Source organism: Euzebyales bacterium (genome assembly GCA_036374135.1).
Classification (GTDB): Bacteria; Actinomycetota; Nitriliruptoria; order Euzebyales; family JAHELV01; genus JAHELV01.
This window is the reverse complement of the sequence record DASUUK010000024.1, coordinates 150,610-168,802: the sequence shown is the minus strand read 5'-3', so window position 1 is coordinate 168,802 and position 18,193 is coordinate 150,610. Positions and strand designations below refer to the sequence as shown.

Genomic DNA, 18,193 nt, shown 5'->3' with positions numbered 1-18,193 from the left:
CGGAGCCCCGGAGCCACGTATCAGCCGGTGTTCTGCAGTCCCGCGGAGACGCCGTTGACCGTCAGCTGCACCAGGCGTGACCATCGGTCGGCGTCGGCCCCCCCGGCACGCGCGCCGCGCAGCGCCCGCTGCTGCAGGAACGACAGCGCGTCGACGTAGGGGTTGCGCAGATCGACCGCGAGGCGCAGCACCGGTCGGTCCTCCAGCAGGCGGCGGTGCCCGAGCAGTTCGCGCACGAGCTCCTCGGTGCGCTCGTACTCGCGGACGATCCGGGTGGCCAGGTCCGCGCGATCGGACAGCTCCAGGTACGTCCGCGCGATCAGCATGTCGGCCTTGACGAGGCTCAACGCCGCGTTGTCGATCGCGGTGCGCAGGAACGGCCACCGCCCCATCAGCTCGCGCAGCGGCTGCATTCCACCGACGTGCGCCCGCCCGGCCGCCAGCCCGGCGCCGAGCCCGTACCACCCGGGCAGGTTGATGCGCGCCTGCGCCCAGGCGAAGCTCCACGGGATCGCGCGCAGCGATGCGAGATCCCGGCCCCCGCCGCCCCGGCGCGCCGGCCGGGAGCCCAACGGCAGCTCACCGAGCTCCTCGGCGGGGGTCACATCGGCGAAGAACTCGGCGAACCCGTCGACCTCGACGAGCTCGCGGTACACCACCTCGCTGGCACGTGCCATGGTGCGCACGAGGTCCCAGTCGAGGTCGACGACCGCACCCTCGTCGCGTGAGTGCATGGACGCGCGCACCGTCGCGTTGGTGACCTGCTCCAGATGACGCTGCGCGAGCGGCAGCGTGCGGTAGCGCGAGAACACCACCTCGCCCTGCTCCGTGATCTTGAACCGCCCGTCGACCGATCCGGGTGGCTGCCCCAGGATCGCGCGGTTCGCCGGGCCACCGCCCCGGCCGACGGCGCCGCCACGTCCATGGAACAGCGTCAGCGCGACGTCGTTGCGCCCGGCCCACTCGGCCAGGGCCGCCTGCGCCTCGAACAGTGCGATGTTCGCGGCGAGGAAGCCCGCGTCCTTGGTCGAGTCCGAGTAGCCGAGCATGACTTCGAAGCGCCGGTCGTTCGCGTCGAGGCGCTCCTGCTCGCTCGGCAGCGACAGCAGCAGGTCGAGCTCCTTCGGAGCGCGACGCAGGTCCTCGCGGCTCTCGAAGAGCGGGACGACGTCGATGGTCAGCGAGCCGTCCGGGACGGCCAGGCGCGCGAGCGCACGCACGGTCATCACGTCGACGGCCTCGCGGCTCCAGCTCACGGCGTAGCGGCGGCACGCCTCCACGCCGTGGACCCGTTGGAGCTCGGCCATCGTCCGCAGCGTGCCGATGACCTCAGCGGCCAGCTCGGACGTCGGCCCCACCCCGTCCGGCCAACCCTCGGTGGCCAGCTGGTCCAGTGCCAGGAGGTCCCGTTCGGCGTGCGGTGCCAGCTCCCGGATGACGGCGTCGTGGGTGCCGGAGTCCTGGCGGATCTCCAGCGACGCGAAGTGGAACCCGAACGTCTCCGCCTGCCAGCGCAGGTGCTGCAGCTCGCCGTACGCGAGGCGGCGCGCGCCGCCGCGGTGGAGGGATTCCTGCAGCACGGCGAGGTCGTCGATGAACTCCCGCGCCGAGCCGTACGCGTGCGTCCCGTGTTCCCGCGTCGCCTCGAGGCGGTCGGCGATCGCCAGCATCCGCAGGCGGTGCGGCTGATCGGTCGCGCGCTTGACCATCGACGCCCAGTGGTCCGGCCAGCGCCTGGCGTCCTCGTCGAGTGCGGCGCGCAACGCACGGCTGGGCGGTGTCGAGGTCGCCGTCGCGGTCAATGTCCGCCCGATCCGCCGGGTCGCCCGTTCGAGGCCGCGGAGCACGTGGTCGGTCTGGATGGCCAGCGTGCGCGCCGTGACGGTGGCCGTCACGAACGGGTTGCCGTCGCGGTCGCCGCCGACCCAGCTGCCCCAGCGCAGGAACGCGGGGAACGACGGGGCCCGGGCGCCGACGGTCTCGGGTCCGAGCGCGCGGTCGAGCTCGCGGTAGACACGGGGCACGACGCGGAACAGCGTGTCGTCGAACACGGCGAGGTTGCGCCGCACCTCGTCGAGCGGTGTGGGGCGGCGATCGCGGATCTGCGCTGTGCGCCACAGGATGGCGATCTCCTCGCGGAGGTGTCGGGCGATGTCGGCCCGTTGGGTGCGTGGGAGGTTGGACTGGTCGAACCGGTCGAGCTGCTCGCCGATCCGTCGCAGGGCCTCGGTCACCACACGTCGCCGTGCCTCGGTGGGGTGCGCCGTGAGCACCGGATGGATGCGCAGGCGCCCGAGCAGTCCCATCAGTGCCTCGCGTCCGTCCCGCGCCACCGCCTCGTTGACCGCGGCGGCCAGCGAGCCGCCGATGGCCTCGCGCGTCTCGCCCCGCTCCCGCAGGGCACGCATGCGCTGTCGTTCCTCCGCCAGGTTGATCAGCTGGAAGTAGCAGGTGAACGCCCGCGCGACCGCCTCCGCCCGGCCCAGATCCATCGCATCGATCTGCGCGCGGATGTCCGCCAGCCCTTCGGGCGTCTCGTCCCGTCGAAAGTCGATGGCGGCGTTGCGCAGCGTCTCCACCGTGCGGAACAGATCGGTGCCGCCGGCCTCGCCGATGATCTGGCCGAGCGCGTCTCCGAGGATGCGGACGTCACGCCGGAGGTCCGCGGGCATGCTGAACTGGCGTCCGTCTCGCATGGCACCACGCTACGCCGTCGATGTGTCCGGGGCGTTTCGCCGGCCACTGCAGGGCGGGTTGTCAACGTATGGAGGCGGATGTCGCCCCGTTGGCGGTGGCGTGTGGTCATGGGGTGTTGTCAACGTATGGGGGCGGATGTTGGCCCCGTCGTCGGTGTGGCGCGTGGTTGTGGGGCGAGTTGTCAACGCATGCCGGTCGATGTCGCCCCACTGGGTGGGGTCAGGCGTCGTCGAACGTCCGGCCCTCCATGGCGAGCTCACGCAGCAGTGGCGCGGGCTCCCAGCGCTCGCCGTGGCGCTCGTGGAACCGTTCGATGATGCCAAGCGTCTCGGTGAGCCCCACCAGCCCGGCATGGAACATCGGACCGCCCCTGTGGGCGGGGAACCCGTAGCCGTAGACGTAGATCACGTCGATGTCGCTGGCACGCTGGGCGATGCCCTCGGCGAGGATGCGGGCGCCCTCGTTGACCAGCTGACCCAGCAGCCGGTCGCGGATCTCCTGGTCGTCGATCTCCCGGCGGCGGATCTGGTGGTCCGCGCTGTGCGCGACGATCAGTTCCTCGACGTCGGGATCCGGCGTCGGGGTGCGGCCGTCCTCGTCGTAGCGGTAGAAGCCCGCGCCGGTCTTCTGCCCCAGCCGGTCACGCTCCACGAGCTTGTCGGCGACCGTGCGCTCGCGCTCGTCCGGATCGATGCCGCGCGCGGCGGCCTGCTGGTTGCGGATGCGGTATCCGACGTCGAGTCCGGCCAGGTCCTGCACCGCGAACGGGCCCATCTTGAACCCGAAGTCGGTGATCACCCGGTCGACCTGCGCGGGCAGCGCGCCCTCCTCCAGCAGCGTCGACGCCTCGTGCACGTAGACGTGGAACATCCGGTTGCCCACGAAGCCGTCACACACGCCGACGACGACCGGCACCTTGCGCATCCGCTTGCCCAGCGCGACCGCGGTCACCAGCGCACGGTCCGACGTCGCGTCGCCGCGGACGACCTCGAGCAGCTTCATCACGTTGGCGGGGCTGAAGAAGTGCATGCCGACCACGGCACCGGGGCGGCTGGTCGCCTTCGCGATCCGGTTCACGTCGAGCGTCGAGGTGTTGGTCGCCAGCACCGCGTGGTCGGCGGCCACGCCATCGAGCCGGCCGAAGACCTCCCGCTTGAGGTCCATGTCCTCGAACACAGCCTCGATCACGACGTCGGCGTCGGCCACCGCGTCGAAGTCGGTCGTGCCCGAGATGCGCTCCATCCGCCGCTGCTTCGCGTCCGCGTCGAGCCGTCCCTGGTCGACGGTCCGCTGGTAGTTGCGCTCGACCTTCGACAGCCCCTGCTCCAGGCGCTCGTTGTCGACCTCGACCACCGTCACCGGGATGCCCGCGTTGGCGAAGTTCATCGCGATGCCACCGCCCATCGTCCCTGCACCGATCACCGCACCCCGGGCGATGTCGACCGGTGCCACCTCATCGTCCACGTCGTCGATCTTGGCGGCCCGGCGCTCGGCGAAGAACACGTGGCGCAGGCTCCTGCTCTGCTCCGACGCCATCAGTTCGGCGAACAGCTCCCGTTCGCGGTTGATCCCCTCGTCGAACGGCAGCTCGAGCGCGGCCTCGATCGCGTCGATGCAGCGTCGGGGCGCGATCACGCCGGGCGCGCGCTTCTCGGCCTGGTCGCGCGCACCGTCGAGGATCTGTACGGCGTCGCCGTCGACCGTCACCTGCTGCTCGTGGGTGCGACGCAACGCGTCCCCGTCATCGGCCCGGGCGTCGGCGAAGGCGACGGCGGCCTCGACCACGCCGCCGTCCGCGAGCTCATCGACCAGACCGAGCTGGCGTCCGCGCTCGCCGTCGACCGGTGAGCCGGTCGCGATCATCCGTAGCGCGGCCTCCAGCCCCACCAGGCGCGGCAGGCGCTGCGTGCCACCGGCGCCGGGCAGCAGTCCGAGCTTGACCTCGGGCAGCCCGAGGTTGGCGTCGGGCGCCGCGACCCGCCAGTGGCAGGCCATGGCCATCTCGAGCCCGCCACCGAACGCGGTGCCGCGGATCGCGGCGACGACCGGCTTCGACGCCGACGCCAGGGTGTCGACCAGTCCACGCAGATCGGGCGCCTCGTCGCGCGGCATCCCGAAGGTCGTGATGTCCGCGCCAGCGCAGAAGTGCCGGCCGGCGCCTGTGACCACGATCGCACGCACGTCGTCATCGGCCTCGGCTTCGCTGACGCGCGCCGCGACGCCCTCCGGCACCCCCGGGCTGAACACGTTCAGCGGCGGGTTGTGGATGGTGATCACGGCGATGTCGCCGTGACGCTCAACGGTCACGAGATCAGTCATGGTCGGGATCCTGCCCGTGATCGGACGCTCGCAGACACGAGGTGCCGCCGTCGCCCCGACGACGTCGGCGCGGTGCCGGATAGGCGTCACACGGCGGGGGTCACACCACCCCGGTGATCGTCGTCAAGACGCCGATCACGGCACCGGCGAGCACCAGCCACGCCGAGTTGAGCGCGGTGCGCCACAGCGCCGCCGCGGTGGCCAGGGCGACCGCGACCGTCAGCGGGTCGACGAGCGCGTCGCCGGCCAGTTCGATCATCACGCCGGCCATCAGGCCGAACGCGGCGGCGTTGACCCCGTCGAGCAGCGCGGCCGACCAGGCCCGGCGGCGCAGCCGCTCCACGTGCGGTCCGACAGCGGCCACGAAGCAGAAGGCCGGCAGGAAGATGCCGACCGTGGCGACGATCGCGCCCGGCAGCCCGGCCAGCAGGTAGCCGATGAACGTGGCCGTCGTGAACAGCGGCCCGGGCGTGAACTGGCCGATCGCGACCGCGTCGAGCAGTTGCTGATCGGTCAGCACGTCCAACCGGGTGACGAGATCACTGCGGAGGAACGCCAGCAGCACGTAGCCACTGCCGTACAGCACGGCGCCGATCTTCGTGAACACGAACAGGATGCGGCCCAGGTCGAGCGAGGCGCCGGTCCCGGCCGCGAACAGCATGCCCGCCAGCGCGGCAGGTCCCTGCGTGGGTCGCGCCGTCCGCCACCCCAGCGCCGCGAGCGCCCCCGCGAGCAGGATCGCGATCTCGTTGCCGCCCGCCAGGTAGGCAACGAGGGCGGCGCCGCCAACGACCCACCCCAGCGCCCCTGCGCCGCCCAGTGCGGTCCGGCCCAGCTTGACCAGCGCCTGACCGATGATCGCGAGCACGACCGGCTTCACGCCGTACAGCAGCGCCTGTCCGCTCGGCGTCTGCCCGTACTCGACGTACGCGACCGCGAACGCGAGCACGATGGCCGCGGCGGGCACGATGAAGCTGGCGCCCGCGACGACCAGGCCGCGCCACCCCGCCCGCTCCCGACCGACGTGCATCGTCATCTCGGTCGAGTTCGGCCCGGGGATCAGGTTGGTGACGCCGATCAGGTCCACGAACTGCGCGTCGGTCAGCCAGCGGCGCCGGGTCACCACCTCGTCGTGCATCATCGCGATGTGGGCCGCCGGCCCGCCGAACGCGACGACGCCGAGGCGGCCGAACAGGCGGGCGAGCTGGCCCAGCTTCGTGCGTCGGTCGTCGCGCGACCCGGTCACGCGCGGCCGCCCCGCGATGCGTGGTCCGTCACAGGTGCGCCCGGTCGTTCCAGGTCGTCAGCACCCAGCCGGGCAGCGGGACGCCGTCCATCACGCGGTCGTCGACCCGCTCGAAGATCGAGATGCCGGTGTTCGCGTGCCCCATCTGATACAGCGGCAGCACATGGCGCGGGCCGAAGTCGTCGCCGAACAGGACGACGCCCAGGTAGAAGTGCAGGAACCCGTGATGGCTGACCGCGACCACACGGCGGTGGTCGGCGTCAGCGTGCAGGCGTCGCTGCACCTGCCTGACCCGCGCCGTGATGTCGTCGAACGACTCGGCGCCTGGTTCGGCGTACGACGGGTCCGCGGTCGGCATCCAGGACAGCGTGGCGTGGCGCCCCGCCCCGGCGGGGAGCGCCGCGTAGAACGCGTCGGACTGGCGCACCTCGTACAGATCCGGGTCGGTAAGCACCGCCAGGCCGAGGACCTCGGAGATGCCCGCGGCGGTCTCCTGCGCGCGACGCATCGGGCTGGCCACGATCGACTCGAGCGCCTCGCCGCGCAGCCGGCGACCCAGCTCGCGCGCCTGCTCCCACCCGCGGTCGCTGAGCCGGTCGCTGTCGTCCGGCTGTAGGCTCCCGTCGCGGTCGGCGACGTTGGCGACGGACTCACCGTGGCGGACGAAGTAGATCGCGGGACGGCGGTCGTGGTTCACGTGTGTCTGCGGAGCTCGAGCTTGGCGACGGTCTCCAGGTGCACCTCGTCGGGTCCGTCCGCGAGCCGCAGCGTGCGTGCGTTCGCGTAGGCCTCGGCGAGGAACGTGTCGCCGGACACGCCAGCGCCGCCGTGGACCTGGATCGCGCGGTCGATCACCCGCTGCGCCATCGCCGGCGCGACGACTTTGATCATCGCGATGTCCGCGCGCGCCTGCTTGTTGCCGACCTCGTCCATCCGCCGGGCCGCGTTGAGCACGAGCAGCCGTGCCTGGTCGATCTCCATGCGCGACCGCGCGATGTCGGCGCGCACGGTGCCCTGCTCGGCGATGGGACGCCCGAACGGCTCGCGCGCGAGCGCGCGCCGGCACATCGCCTCCAAGGCGCGTTCCGCCTGGCCGATCAGGCGCATGCAGTGGTGGATGCGGCCCGGCCCCAGCCGTCCCTGGGCGATCTCGAACCCGCGACCCTCGCCCAGCAGCATGTTCGCGACCGGCACGCGCACGTCGTCGAACGTGACCTCGGCGTGCCCGTGCGGGGCTTCGTCGTAGCCGAACACGGTCAGCGTCCGCTCGATGGTGACCCCGGGGATGGCCATCGGCACGAGGACCATCGACTGCTGGCGGTACGTCTGGGCGTCCGGATCGCTGCGACCCATCACGATCGCGACCTCGCAGCGTGGGCTCCCCGCGCCTGTCGTCCACCACTTGCGGCCGTTGACGACGTACTCGTCGCCGTCGCGCACGATGCTGGCGCGGATGTTCGTGGCGTCCGACGACGCGACGTCGGGCTCGGTCATCGCGAAGCATGAGCGGATCTGGCCGTCGAGCAACGGGCGGAGCCAGCGCTGCTGCTGCTCGGGCGTGCCGTACCGCTCAAGCACCTCCATGTTGCCCGTGTCCGGTGCCGAGCAGTTGAACACCTCCGGCGCCCACAGCACGCGACCCATGACCTCGCACAGCGGCGCGTACTCGAGGTTGCTCAGGCCGCCGCCGAGGTCGCTGTCGGGCAGGAACAGGTTCCACAGGCCGGCGCCGCGGGCCCGGTCCTTGAGCTCGTCGACGAGCTGCGACGGCTTCCAGCGGTCGCCAGAGGCGATCTCGTCGGCGTACGCCTGCTCGTTCGGGTACACGTGCGCGTCCATGAACGCCACGAGACGCTCGTGCAGGTCACGGGCGCGGTCGGACATCTCCAGCTGCATCGCGGACTCCGGTGTGCGTCGATGTGCCCGGGACTGCACTGCAGCATTCCGTCCGCGACCCCGTGGCACACGTGCGCCGCCCGGTTACCGGGGCCCGCCGGGGTCGTCGGGCACGCGACACGTTCACCGCGCGGTGACACCGCCGTCAACGGCGATCGTCTGGCCGGTGATGAACGCCGACGCGTCCGAGGCCAGCAGCACCGCGACGCCCTTGAGGTCCTCGGGACCACCGGTGCGCCCCAGGGGTGTGGCCTCTTCGATGAGCTCCCGCGCCTGCTCCAGGGTCCCGCGCGTCATCTTCGTCGGGAAGTACCCGGGCGCGATCGCGTTGACCGTGATGCCGTACCGGGCCCACTCGACAGCGAGCGCGCGCGTCATCGAGATCACACCGCCCTTCGATGTGCTGTAGGCGATGGTGCCCATCATCTTCGGGTTGTTGCCCCTCAACCCTGCGACCGACGCGACGTTGACGATGCGTCCGGACCGGCGCGGGATCATCGACGCGTTGGCGACGCGCTGGGTCAGCAGGAACAGGCCCGTGAGGTTGAGGTCCAGCACCTTGTTCCACGTCGCGAGCGGATGCTCCTCAGCGGGTGCCCCCCACGTGGTCCCCGCGTTGTTGATCAGGATGTCGATCGCGTCGTGCTCGTCGAGCACCTCGTCCACGAAGGAGCTCACCGCCTCGCGTTGCGACAGATCACGGGCGAACGCGGTCACCTGCGCGCCCTCGTCCCGCAGGTGACCCACTGCCTCATCGAGCTGCTCGGCCCTCCGGGCCGTCAGGACGACCCGGGCGCCCTGTTCGGCGAGCGCCTCGGCGATCTGCAGGCCGAGGCCACGTGACCCACCGGTGATGACCGCGGTCCGGCCCGACAGATCGAACAGCTCTCTGACGCCCACGGCACTTCACCTTGTTGAGAAGATCGCTGTGGTGGGACGCTACACGCAGCGCCGCACCGCGGTGACCACGCGAAGTGATCGGCTGTGCCCGCACCGTTGTCAACATCGCGCCGGTCGGTGACACTGCGGGAGTCCGCCCGCCGAAAGGTCAAGTCGTGATCCATCGCAGTCCATTTCCGGACGTCGTGGTGCCGGCCACGTCATTGCCGGCGCTCGTGCTGCGCGACGTCGAGGCGCACGCCGAGAAGCCCGCGCTGATCGACGGACCGTCCGGCCGCACGCTGACCTACGCCCAGCTCGCCGGTGCCGTCGCGCGCACCGCGTCCGGCCTGGCCGCCCGCGGGTTCTCCAAGGGCGACGTGCTGGCGCTGTCGAGCCCGAACCTGCCCGAGTTCGCCGTCGTGTTCCTGGCCGTCACGAGCCTCGGCGGCGTCGTCACGACCGCCAACCCGCTGTCGACGCCCGACGAGCTGCGGAGCCAGCTCGTCGACGCCGGCGCGCGGCTGCTGGTCACGGTTCCGCCGCTCGTGGACATGGCGCGCCGCGCCATCGAAGGCACGGTTGTGCGCGAGCTCATCGTGTTCGGTGAGGCCGCGCGCGCGACGCCCTTCGCGGCGCTGCTGGCGGACGGCGTCACAATCGATCCGGCAGCGATCGATCCGGCGGACGACCTCGCCGTCCTGCCGTACTCCAGCGGCACGACCGGTGTGTCCAAGGGCGTCATGCTGACGCACCGCAACCTGGTCGCCAACCTCGCGCAGCTCGACGCCATGGCGCCACACGCGGCCGTCCCGGTCCGCGGTGACGACGTGGTGCTCGGTCTGCTGCCGTTCTTCCACATCTACGGGATGGTCGTGATCATGGGCTACGCGCTGCTCAAGGGCGCCACCGTGGTCACCATGCCGCGGTTCGACCTCGAGGCGTTCCTGGAGCTGATCCAGTCCCACGGGATCACCTACGTCAACGTGGTCCCGCCGATCGTGCAGGCGATGGCCAAGCACCCCGCGGTGGACCGGTACGATCTCGGCTCGCTGCGGGCGCTGGCGTCCGGCGCCGCGCCGCTGGGCGCCGACGTGGCCGACATGGCGGCCGAGCGCGTCGGCTGCGCGGTGATGCAGGGCTACGGGATGACGGAGCTCAGCCCTGTGAGCCACACCAACCCCGATCCGCCCGACCGGATCGACCGCGGGTCGGTCGGCCCGCCCATCCCCGGTACCGAGTGCAGGATCGTCGACGTCGACACCGGCGCGGACGTGGAGGTCGGCGAGAAGGGCGAACTGCTCGTCAGAGGCCCCCAGGTGATGGCCGGCTACCTCAACGACGACGAGGCGACGGCCGCCACGATCGACGGGGAGGGCTGGCTGCGCACCGGCGACATCGCCACCGTCGACGAGCGCGGCTACTTCAGGATCGTCGACCGCGTCAAGGAGCTGATCAAGTACAAGGGGTTCCAGGTGGCGCCCGCCGAGCTGGAGGCCCTGCTGCTCACCCACGACGGGGTCGCCGACGCGGCGGTCGTCGCGAGTCCGGACGACGAGGCCGGTGAGGTGCCGAAGGCGTTCGTCGTGCCCGTGGGCGACCTCGATCCCGACGAGTTGATGGCGTTCGTCGCCGAACGTGTAGCGCCCCACAAGCGGATCCGCCGCGTCGAGTTCGTCGAACAGATCCCGAAGTCGGCGTCGGGCAAGATCCTGCGGCGCCAGCTCATCGACGCCGAGCGCGGCGCCGGGGTCTGACCGGCGCCGGGTCAGGCGATCTCAGGTCCGACGCAACTCCGCGTGCAGGTGGTGACCGTCTACGACGTCCCCGTAGCTCATCCACAGGTCGACGAGCAGCGTGTCGCCACGCAGCTCCCAGCGCCGCCGGACCGTGGCCACGGCCAGCGACGAGGCCGTCCGGCCGAGTGCGGTGACACCGAACGCGTAGACGCCGTCGACGCCGATCGCGTGGTGCACCTCCGCGAAGCCCGTCGGTTGGCAGATCACCAGCTCCGCGCGGTCGTCGTCGGTCCGCACGTACCCGCACTCGGCGTGCAGCGGCTCGTCGGTCCCCGCGCGCCACGTGCGTTGCCCATAGCTCAGGATCGGCTTGTCCGGCAGCCTGGTGAACGTCAGCTCCTCGCGGTAGGCGAAGGGCTCCATCGTGGGGTAGTGGCCGTCGCCTTCGCCCAGCCAGACGCCCGGCAGGCTCGTCAACAGATCACCGCCGTGGCGGGTCACAACGGCCAGGCCCCGCTCGGGATCGCCCAGATCACCACGAGCAGGCTGAGGATCACGGCGACGAGTCCGACCGTCGCGCTGTGCGCCCGCCGTGCGCGGGCCACGCCCGCCGACGCGACCGCGGTGGCCAGGAACATCAGCGCCGGGTGGATGAAGGACCGGTACACGTCGTCGCCGCTCCACCGTCCCTGGATCACCCACAGCACCACGCCGATCAGCAACTGGATGCCGATGGCCGCGGCGTACGCCGACCCGAGGCGCTCGGTCAGGCCGTCGAAGCCCGCACGGCCACGTGCGCGGGCGTATCCGACGATCGCACCGACAGCCGCCAGCAGCACGATCCAGCGCATCACGCTGTGCAGCAGCACCATGCCCGTCGATCCTTCCATCCGTGGACGTTGAAGCGGCCGCACCCGACGGCCGTGGGTGGCAGCGTACCGCCCCGCGCGTCAGCCGATCAGCTGCCTCAGGCCCGGCGGTCATCTCGGCCAGGAGCCCCGTAATGGGTCGTCGATGTCGGCGGTGTGCTGGCGTCGTCGAGCCGCTGGCCCTGGTCATCGGCGAGCGAGTCGGCGGTGCCCGGGTTGTCGCGCAGCTGGTCGAGCGTGCGGACGCCCAGGATCACCGAGGTCACCGGCGGTCGGTCCGCGACCCGGCGCAACGCCACCTGTGGCGCCGCGACGCCCGGCGCCGTGGACGCACGCCCGGCGATCCTGTCCCGCCGCCGGTCCGCCGTCACGCCCGGGCGTCGAGCGATGCGGATCGGACAGCAGTGACACGGCCGGCGGTGTGGCCGGTGTCCGGATCAGGTCGGTACGCGCCCAGGGGGCGTCAGGTCGCGTCCTGGCTGTGGGGGAGCTGGGCGATCGGGGTGATGCGTCCGGTCTCGGTGTTCTGGACGCCCACCTCGACCACGTCGGCCTCGATGGTCCGCAGGCGCTTGATCGCCCTCACCGCGGTGCAGACCTGCTCGTGCGACAGACCCTGGGACAGCGTGCAGTGGGGGACCCACACGTCCGGCAGGTAGTGGCGCCCCGACTCGACACCCACGGCCGCGAGGCGCGTGTGCACGATGTGGTGCAGGCGCAGCAGCCGCTGGGTGGGGGTGACGCCGAGGTAGACAACGCCGGCCCGGCCGGGGAAGACGGCGACCGATCCGAGCCGCAGGATCACGTCGGTCGCCTCCGTGAGCGGCTGCACCACGACGCGGGCCTGGTCGGGTGTCAGGTGCTCGGCGACCAGCAGCGAGACGTGCGGTCGGTGGTTGCAGTGGCTCGCCGTCGCCATGCTCGGCATCCCGCGGGCCTCGAGGTTCGCCCACAGCGCGCGCACGGCCGCCTCGGCGTGCGGATCGAAGAACAGCTCCAGTGCATAGGCCACGGCGGAACAGTATGCGACCCGTGGACGGTCAGCACGAGACCCGATCTGCGTGCGGTGGCGCAGGTCGGGCCCGGTCAGTGCATCGACGGACCCGTCGTCGTTGGCCGCTACTCGGCGAGCTGGCCGATGCGCTCGCTCAGCTGCTGGGGAGTCGTCTCACCGCTCCAGCGCAGCACGACCTGGCCATCGCCGTCGACGAGCACCCAGTACGGGTAGTTGGTCAGCCCGTAGGCCTGCGCCGCGGTGTTGTTGCCGTCGACCATCGTCTCGGCGGGCCACTCCTCACGCTCGAGCCAGTCCTGCGGCGGGAAGTTCGGCCGGTTGCGGTCGATGCCCGTCGTCACGCCGACCAGTTCGACGCCTTCGGGCAGCCCACCGTCCTCGACCCACTGCGTGACCGTCGGCACCTCGCGCTGGCAGTGCGGGCACCAGTGCGCGAGGAAGGCGATCGCCTTGGGGGTGCCGTCGCCCGGCTCGATGGTCATCGACTCGCCGTCGAGGGTCTGTCCCGTCAGCTCGGGTGCGTCGCTGCCGACCGCGGGGTCCGAGCCGCCCTGCGCCAGCGGTGGCAGCGCCTCACCGGACGCGGTGGCCTCGGTGATCTCGGCCGCCGGGCCGGTGGAGCGCGAGACGAACGCCAGCACACCGAACAGCACCACGAGGACGCCCAGGAACACCCACACCCACAGGTTGCTGCGGCGAGAGCGCCGGCCGCGTCCGCGCGACCTCGTCGACGAACGCCTTTTCTTCGAGCGGCTTGACGTCGTGGTCATCGTTGTGCCTATCGCTTCCTTCTCGTGGTCCGTGACCGGTGCTCACGCTACTTCAGATGTGGGATGAGATCCGCCGTCGTCACCCTTCGATGTCGGCCAGCGCGGCGTCGTGGTCGGTGTCGTGGTCGGATGCGGGCGTCGGGTCCCCGGCGACCATCAGGAGCACGATGATCGCGAGGAAGCCGCACAGCGCCATGAACGGGATCGACACGAAGCCGAACTCGCGGACGAAGACGGCCGTGCAGGGGTTGTCCACCGCGCACGACGTCGCGTCCAGGTCGGGAACCCACTGGATCACGTAGTGGTAGACCGAGATCACCGCGCCGCTGACCGCCAGCACCCACGCGTACGGCCGGATCGTGCGGTCGCCCCGCACGGCGGCGATGCCGAGGATCGGCGCCAGCGGGTACATCGCGATCCGCTGGTACCAGCACAGCGTGCATGGTGGGTAGCCGAGCACCTCAGAGAAGAACAGGCTGCCGAACATGGACGTGGCCGCCACGATCGCGGCCAGTGGCAGCGCGACCGGTCGGACGTCCGCCAGCAGCGCAGCCGCCGGTCCGTCGGGATCGCGGCGGGCCGCCATCGCCGCGACCGCCAACGCGATGGCGCCGGCCAGCGCCGTGAGTGCCAGCAGTGAGAAGAAGAATGCCGCCATGGTGTGCTCTCGTCGACCTCGCCGGGATCGCCGTTGATCGGATCGGTGACTGGTCCGCCGGCGCCCGTCGCGGCCGGTCGCCCCAAACGCTGCTCCGGTGGCCCCACAGCGTACGGGACGGTGGCTGCGTTCGCCGCGTTCGCGCCCGTGCACGGCACCGGGACGCCCCCGCGGGGCCGCGAGCCGGAGATCGACCCGCGCCAGCGGCTACACTCCTGCGACCACGACCACCCGCAGGATGAGCAGCATGAGGAACACCATGACCGCGCACCACGTCGACCGGTCGCCCGCGCGCGCAGCGCGCCGCGCGCTCGCGGTGGTGCTCGCGGTCCTCGCACTGCTGACGCTCGCGGCACCGGCGGCGCTGGCGACGGAGGAGCAGCCGACGGGCGCCGCGGAGGAGGAGCGCCTGACCTACGATGAGCTGCAGCAGAGCTCGTCGCAGCGGGCCCAGGAGTTCTTCCCCGAACCGTACGAGGAGCCGTCATTCTTCCCGTGGCTGTCGCTGCCCGTCCTCTTCGGCGGCCTCGTGATCGCCGGCGTCCTGCTGGCCGCCTACCTCTGGTGGCAGCCGAAGTTCGCCGCCGAACGCCGCGAGAAGCAGCGACGGTAGTGGTGCCCATGTCGCCGTCCACGCTCACCGCCCGGCGCCGTCCGGTGGCTGAGCGCGCGTGACCGACGCCATCGAACCGGCGGGTCCCGGCCCCGGCCCGCTGGCGGACTGGGAACTGGCCGAGCGGATCGCGAGGCTGGTCGCGCTGCGCGACCAGCCCAAGGTGAGCCGTGCGGAGGTCCGCCACCTGCGCGCCGAGCTCGACGACACGACCGCTCGCGCGGACGCCATTGTCCGCGAGGTCACCGGCCTGGGTGCGGGCCTGCCGCCCGCGGGGCTCAGGGTCGTGGGCCGCGGCGCCTGGCTCCGCGGCAACCTCGAGAGCATCGCGTGGCTGGTCGATCCGCTGGCCGAGCAGCTGATGGACCGCAGCGACGTCAACCGCGCGCTGGCGCGCAAGGGTCTTGCGATCCAGCTCGGGGTCGTCTTCGGCTACCTGGCGACCAAGGTGCTCGGCCAGTACGAGGTGCTGCTGCCCGACGACGCGGAACCCGGCCGGCTGACCCTCGTCGGTCCCAACCTCGTCGAGCTCGAGCGCGGGTTCCTGCCTGAGGTGGGCGTCACGCCGGCCGCCTTCCGGACGGGTGTCGTGCTGCACGAGCTCGCGCACCGCCTGCAGTTCGAGGCCGTCGGCTGGATGCGTCCCACGCTGCGGGGGATCGTGGCGTCGTACCTGTCCGAGACGCGTCTCGACGCCGATCGGCTGCGCGTGATCGTCGACCGCCTGGGTGACGTGCTGCGCTCCGCACGCGAGGGCGTCGGCCTGCGGCAACTGGTCGAGGCCGTCCTGACCCCCGCCCAGCGTGAGCTGATGGACCGGGCGCAGGGCATGATGTCGCTGCTGGAGGGCCACGGCAACGTCGTGATGGACTGGGGGGCGCAGCTGCTGGCGGAGCGTGACCCCGACGGCGTGCAGGTGGCGGGCGTGCGGCATGCGCTGAACGAACGCCGGCGTCGTGGTGCCGACAGCGTGCTGTTCCGGGTGCTGGGCCTGTCGATGAAAGCCAGGCAGTATTCGCAGGGCGAGCAGTTCATCCTCGACATAGAACGCCGGCATGGCCGTGAGATGTTCAACCGCGTGTGGGACGGCCCCGACAGGTTGCCGACACCCGACGAACTGGAACACCCGGACCGCTGGGTCACCCGCGTGCTGGAGTAGCCCATGAGCTCGGCGCCCGGATCGGACCGCGCCCCGCGGGCGAGCGCGGGCGGGCCGGACGGTGGGGGTGGCGGGAGGCGGGCGGTCGCGGTCAGGGCGCAGAGCCGGGATGGCGATGCAGCTGCGGGCGAGGGTGGGCCGCCGGCGGCGACGGGGCGGACGCATGCCCCATCGATCGGCGCGCTGCCGGCCGGTCTGTCGCGTGACGAGCTGGTGGCGGAGGTCCTTCGCACCAGCGCGCCCGTGCCGGTCGGCGCCGCCGTGGTCGTCGCCGTGTCGGGTGGCCCGGACTCCACGGCCATGGCGCACCTGCTGAGCATCGCCCGACCCGACCTGAGGCTCGATCTGGTCCACGTGCGACACGGGCTCCGCGACGATGCGGCCGACGCCGCGGCGGCCGCGGCGCACGCGGCGGCGCTCGAGGCGGTCCACCACGAGCACGATGTGGAGGTGCGGGTGGGCTCGCGCGGCCCGGAGGCGGCGGCGCGGGCCGCGCGCTACCGTGCGCTGCTCGATCACGCCGACGCCGTGGGTGCGCGCTGGATGACGATCGGCCACACCGCCGATGATCAGGCCGAGACGGTTCTGCTCAACCTCGTGCGCGGTTCTGGCCTGCGCGGCGTCGGTGCCATGCGGCCGCTGCGCAGCCGCCGGGGGATCGGCGTGCTGCGGCCATTGCTGCGCATCCGGCGCGCCGACGTGGCCGCCTTCATCGCCGGCGAGGGGTTGCTGGCGGTCGCCGACCCCACCAACCGCGATCCCGATCAGCGCCGCGCGCGCGCCCGCCACGACGTGCTGCCGACGCTCGAACGGCTGGCGGGCGGTCCCGGGGATGCTGTCGGAGCCCTGAACCGGGTCGCCGAGTTGGCGCGCATCGACACCGACGCGCTGGACGCGCTGGCCGAGCAGCACGCCAGGCAGCTGACCGTGGTCTGGGGCGTCACCCGCGCCGTGCGCCTCGATCTGCTGCGCCGCCTCCCGCGCGCACTCTCGACGCGCGTGCTGCGCACGGCGGCCGCGGCCGTCGGCGCGGGGGTGCTGTCCGCCGCGGCCGTGGACCGGATCATGGCACTGGAGCCTGGTGAGGCGCTGCACCTGCCGACGACGGCGCTGGTGTCGTGCGGTGGAGGGTGGCTCGGGTTCGCACCTGGCGACGCCGAGCCGCTGCGCAGCCAGGTGCTGACGGTCCCGGGAACGACGCAGCTGGACCAGCTGGGCCTGGACATCCACGTCGAGTGGCCCTGGCCCATGGCGCCGGCACCCGACCCCGCGCAGCTCGACCTCGGGCCACCACCGCCGGTCCATGTCGGAGAGGTCGACGACGAGGCGCCCCCCGCGCAGCTCGCGCCGTCGCCGCCGGGGTCGGGTCCGCGTGCGCGGATGTGGGCCGTGTTCGGTGACGACGTGACCGCGGCGCTGGCGCGTGGCGCCGATCTCACGGTCCGCACGCGCCATGACGGCGACCGCCTCCGGTGCCCCGCCGGCGTCCGCAAGCTGCAGGATCTGCTGGTCGACGCGCACGTGCCGCGGGCGTGCCGCGACCTCGTCCCGATCGTCGTCGACGAGCACGACGAGCCGCTCTGGATCCCCGGGGTCGCGCAACGCGCGTGTGACCGGCAGGTGGCTGCGGGCATGAGGATGTGGGTGGGGCCCACCGCGGTCCTCCAGCCCACCTGAAGGATGGCTCCTGTGGAAACGGGTCGTGTGCGATGACATCTGAGACGTCTGGCGAACTGGTCGGACCGGCGTTCGCCGGCGACATCGAGCAGGTCCTGATCTCGCGGGAACGGATCCAGGATCGTCTGCGGGAGCTCGCCGCGGAGATCACCCGCGACTACGCGGGCGAGCGCGTGCTGCTCGTCGGGGTGCTCAAGGGCGCGTTCATGGTCATGGCAGACCTTGCCCGCTACGTCGACCTGCCCGTCGAGGTCGACTTCATGGCGGTGTCCAGCTACGGCTCGGCGACCAAGACGTCCGGCGTCGTGCGGATCCTCAAGGACCTCGAGCGCGACATCGCCGACTACCACGTGCTGGTCGTCGAGGACATCGTCGATTCCGGCCTGACGCTGAAGTACCTGCTGCGCAACCTCGCGGCGCGCGGCCCGCGATCGCTGGAGGTGGTGGCGCTGCTGGCCAAGCCCGGGTCGCCGCCGGCCGAGCTACGGGTCCGCTACCAGGGGTTCGAGGTGCCCGACGTCTTCGTCGTCGGTTACGGGCTCGACTACGCCGAGCGCTACCGCAACCTCGACTGCATCGCCACGCTGGCGCCTACCGTCTACTCGTCGTGACGAGCGCCGATCCGCCGCGCCGATCTTCCGTGGGCCGATCGCCAG

At 71.9% G+C, this 18,193-nt stretch carries 17 protein-coding genes; 5 read left to right on the top strand and 12 right to left on the bottom strand.

Annotated elements, in window-relative coordinates; all coding sequences use genetic code 11:
• Positions 1–20 precede the first annotated feature (20 nt).
• The 6 genes from VFZ70_03510 to VFZ70_03485 form a co-directional block, all read right to left on the bottom strand.
• Positions 21–2,696, bottom strand: a complete 2,676-nt coding sequence (locus VFZ70_03510; protein ID HEX6254858.1) for a phosphoenolpyruvate carboxylase — start codon at positions 2,694–2,696, stop codon at positions 21–23.
• Between the two features lie 220 nt (positions 2,697–2,916).
• Complete coding sequence (locus VFZ70_03505; GenBank protein ID HEX6254857.1) at positions 2,917–5,016, bottom strand: 3-hydroxyacyl-CoA dehydrogenase NAD-binding domain-containing protein; 2,100 nt, start codon at positions 5,014–5,016, stop codon at positions 2,917–2,919.
• A 100-nt stretch (positions 5,017–5,116) separates the two neighbouring features.
• The gene (gene chrA, locus VFZ70_03500) at positions 5,117–6,262 is read right to left on the bottom strand and encodes a chromate efflux transporter (protein HEX6254856.1); all 1,146 of its coding nucleotides are present in this window, start codon (positions 6,260–6,262) and stop codon (positions 5,117–5,119) included.
• 28 nt (positions 6,263–6,290) lie between these two features.
• A complete protein-coding gene (locus tag VFZ70_03495; GenBank protein HEX6254855.1) occupies positions 6,291–6,959 on the bottom strand; it encodes a histidine phosphatase family protein in 669 nt (222 codons plus the stop codon).
• Positions 6,956–8,158: an acyl-CoA dehydrogenase family protein gene (locus VFZ70_03490; protein ID HEX6254854.1), complete on the bottom strand. Its 1,203-nt coding sequence runs from the start codon at positions 8,156–8,158 to the stop codon at positions 6,956–6,958. Before VFZ70_03490 ends, VFZ70_03495 begins: the two co-directional genes overlap by 4 nt.
• 123 nt (positions 8,159–8,281) lie before the next feature.
• Entirely contained in the window at positions 8,282–9,058 is a 777-nt protein-coding gene (locus VFZ70_03485) for an SDR family oxidoreductase (protein ID HEX6254853.1), read from the bottom strand.
• Between the two features lie 155 nt (positions 9,059–9,213).
• Between VFZ70_03485 and VFZ70_03480 the strand changes: the two genes are divergently transcribed.
• The gene (locus VFZ70_03480) at positions 9,214–10,794 is read left to right on the top strand and encodes an AMP-binding protein (GenBank protein ID HEX6254852.1); all 1,581 of its coding nucleotides are present in this window, start codon (positions 9,214–9,216) and stop codon (positions 10,792–10,794) included.
• Between the two features lie 21 nt (positions 10,795–10,815).
• Here VFZ70_03480 and VFZ70_03475 read toward each other — a convergent pair whose 3' ends face one another.
• From VFZ70_03475 to VFZ70_03450, 6 genes are all read right to left on the bottom strand, one after another.
• Entirely contained in the window at positions 10,816–11,253 is a 438-nt protein-coding gene (locus VFZ70_03475) for an FABP family protein (protein ID HEX6254851.1), read from the bottom strand.
• A 20-nt stretch (positions 11,254–11,273) separates the two neighbouring features.
• Positions 11,274–11,648: a hypothetical protein gene (locus tag VFZ70_03470; GenBank protein ID HEX6254850.1), complete on the bottom strand. Its 375-nt coding sequence runs from the start codon at positions 11,646–11,648 to the stop codon at positions 11,274–11,276.
• 95 nt (positions 11,649–11,743) lie between these two features.
• Positions 11,744–12,016 carry a hypothetical protein gene (locus tag VFZ70_03465; GenBank protein HEX6254849.1) on the bottom strand — a complete coding sequence of 91 codons (273 nt, stop codon included), beginning with the start codon at positions 12,014–12,016 and terminating at the stop codon, positions 11,744–11,746.
• A 92-nt stretch (positions 12,017–12,108) separates the two neighbouring features.
• Positions 12,109–12,657 carry a 2'-5' RNA ligase family protein gene (locus VFZ70_03460; protein HEX6254848.1) on the bottom strand — a complete coding sequence of 183 codons (549 nt, stop codon included), beginning with the start codon at positions 12,655–12,657 and terminating at the stop codon, positions 12,109–12,111.
• Positions 12,658–12,764: 107 nt separating this feature from the next.
• Positions 12,765–13,340 carry a TlpA disulfide reductase family protein gene (locus tag VFZ70_03455; GenBank protein HEX6254847.1) on the bottom strand — a complete coding sequence of 192 codons (576 nt, stop codon included), beginning with the start codon at positions 13,338–13,340 and terminating at the stop codon, positions 12,765–12,767.
• 169 nt (positions 13,341–13,509) lie between these two features.
• A complete protein-coding gene (locus VFZ70_03450; GenBank protein ID HEX6254846.1) occupies positions 13,510–14,088 on the bottom strand; it encodes a disulfide oxidoreductase in 579 nt (192 codons plus the stop codon).
• A gap of 247 nt (positions 14,089–14,335) precedes the next feature.
• On the opposite strand from VFZ70_03450, the gene VFZ70_03445 reads away from it, so the two are divergent.
• The 4 genes from VFZ70_03445 to hpt are packed head-to-tail and all read left to right on the top strand — an operon-like array spanning position 14,336 to position 18,148.
• Complete coding sequence (locus tag VFZ70_03445) at positions 14,336–14,701, top strand: hypothetical protein (protein ID HEX6254845.1); 366 nt, start codon at positions 14,336–14,338, stop codon at positions 14,699–14,701.
• A 58-nt stretch (positions 14,702–14,759) separates the two neighbouring features.
• Positions 14,760–15,860, top strand: coding sequence for a zinc-dependent metalloprotease (locus tag VFZ70_03440; protein ID HEX6254844.1), 1,101 nt, complete (start codon positions 14,760–14,762; stop codon positions 15,858–15,860).
• Positions 15,861–15,863: 3 nt separating this feature from the next.
• Entirely contained in the window at positions 15,864–17,537 is a 1,674-nt protein-coding gene (gene tilS / locus VFZ70_03435) for a tRNA lysidine(34) synthetase TilS (protein ID HEX6254843.1), read from the top strand.
• Between the two features lie 32 nt (positions 17,538–17,569).
• On the top strand, positions 17,570–18,148 hold the full coding sequence (hpt, locus tag VFZ70_03430) for a hypoxanthine phosphoribosyltransferase (GenBank protein HEX6254842.1): 579 nt from the start codon (positions 17,570–17,572) through the stop codon (positions 18,146–18,148).
• The last annotated feature ends 45 nt before the right edge of the window (positions 18,149–18,193 follow it).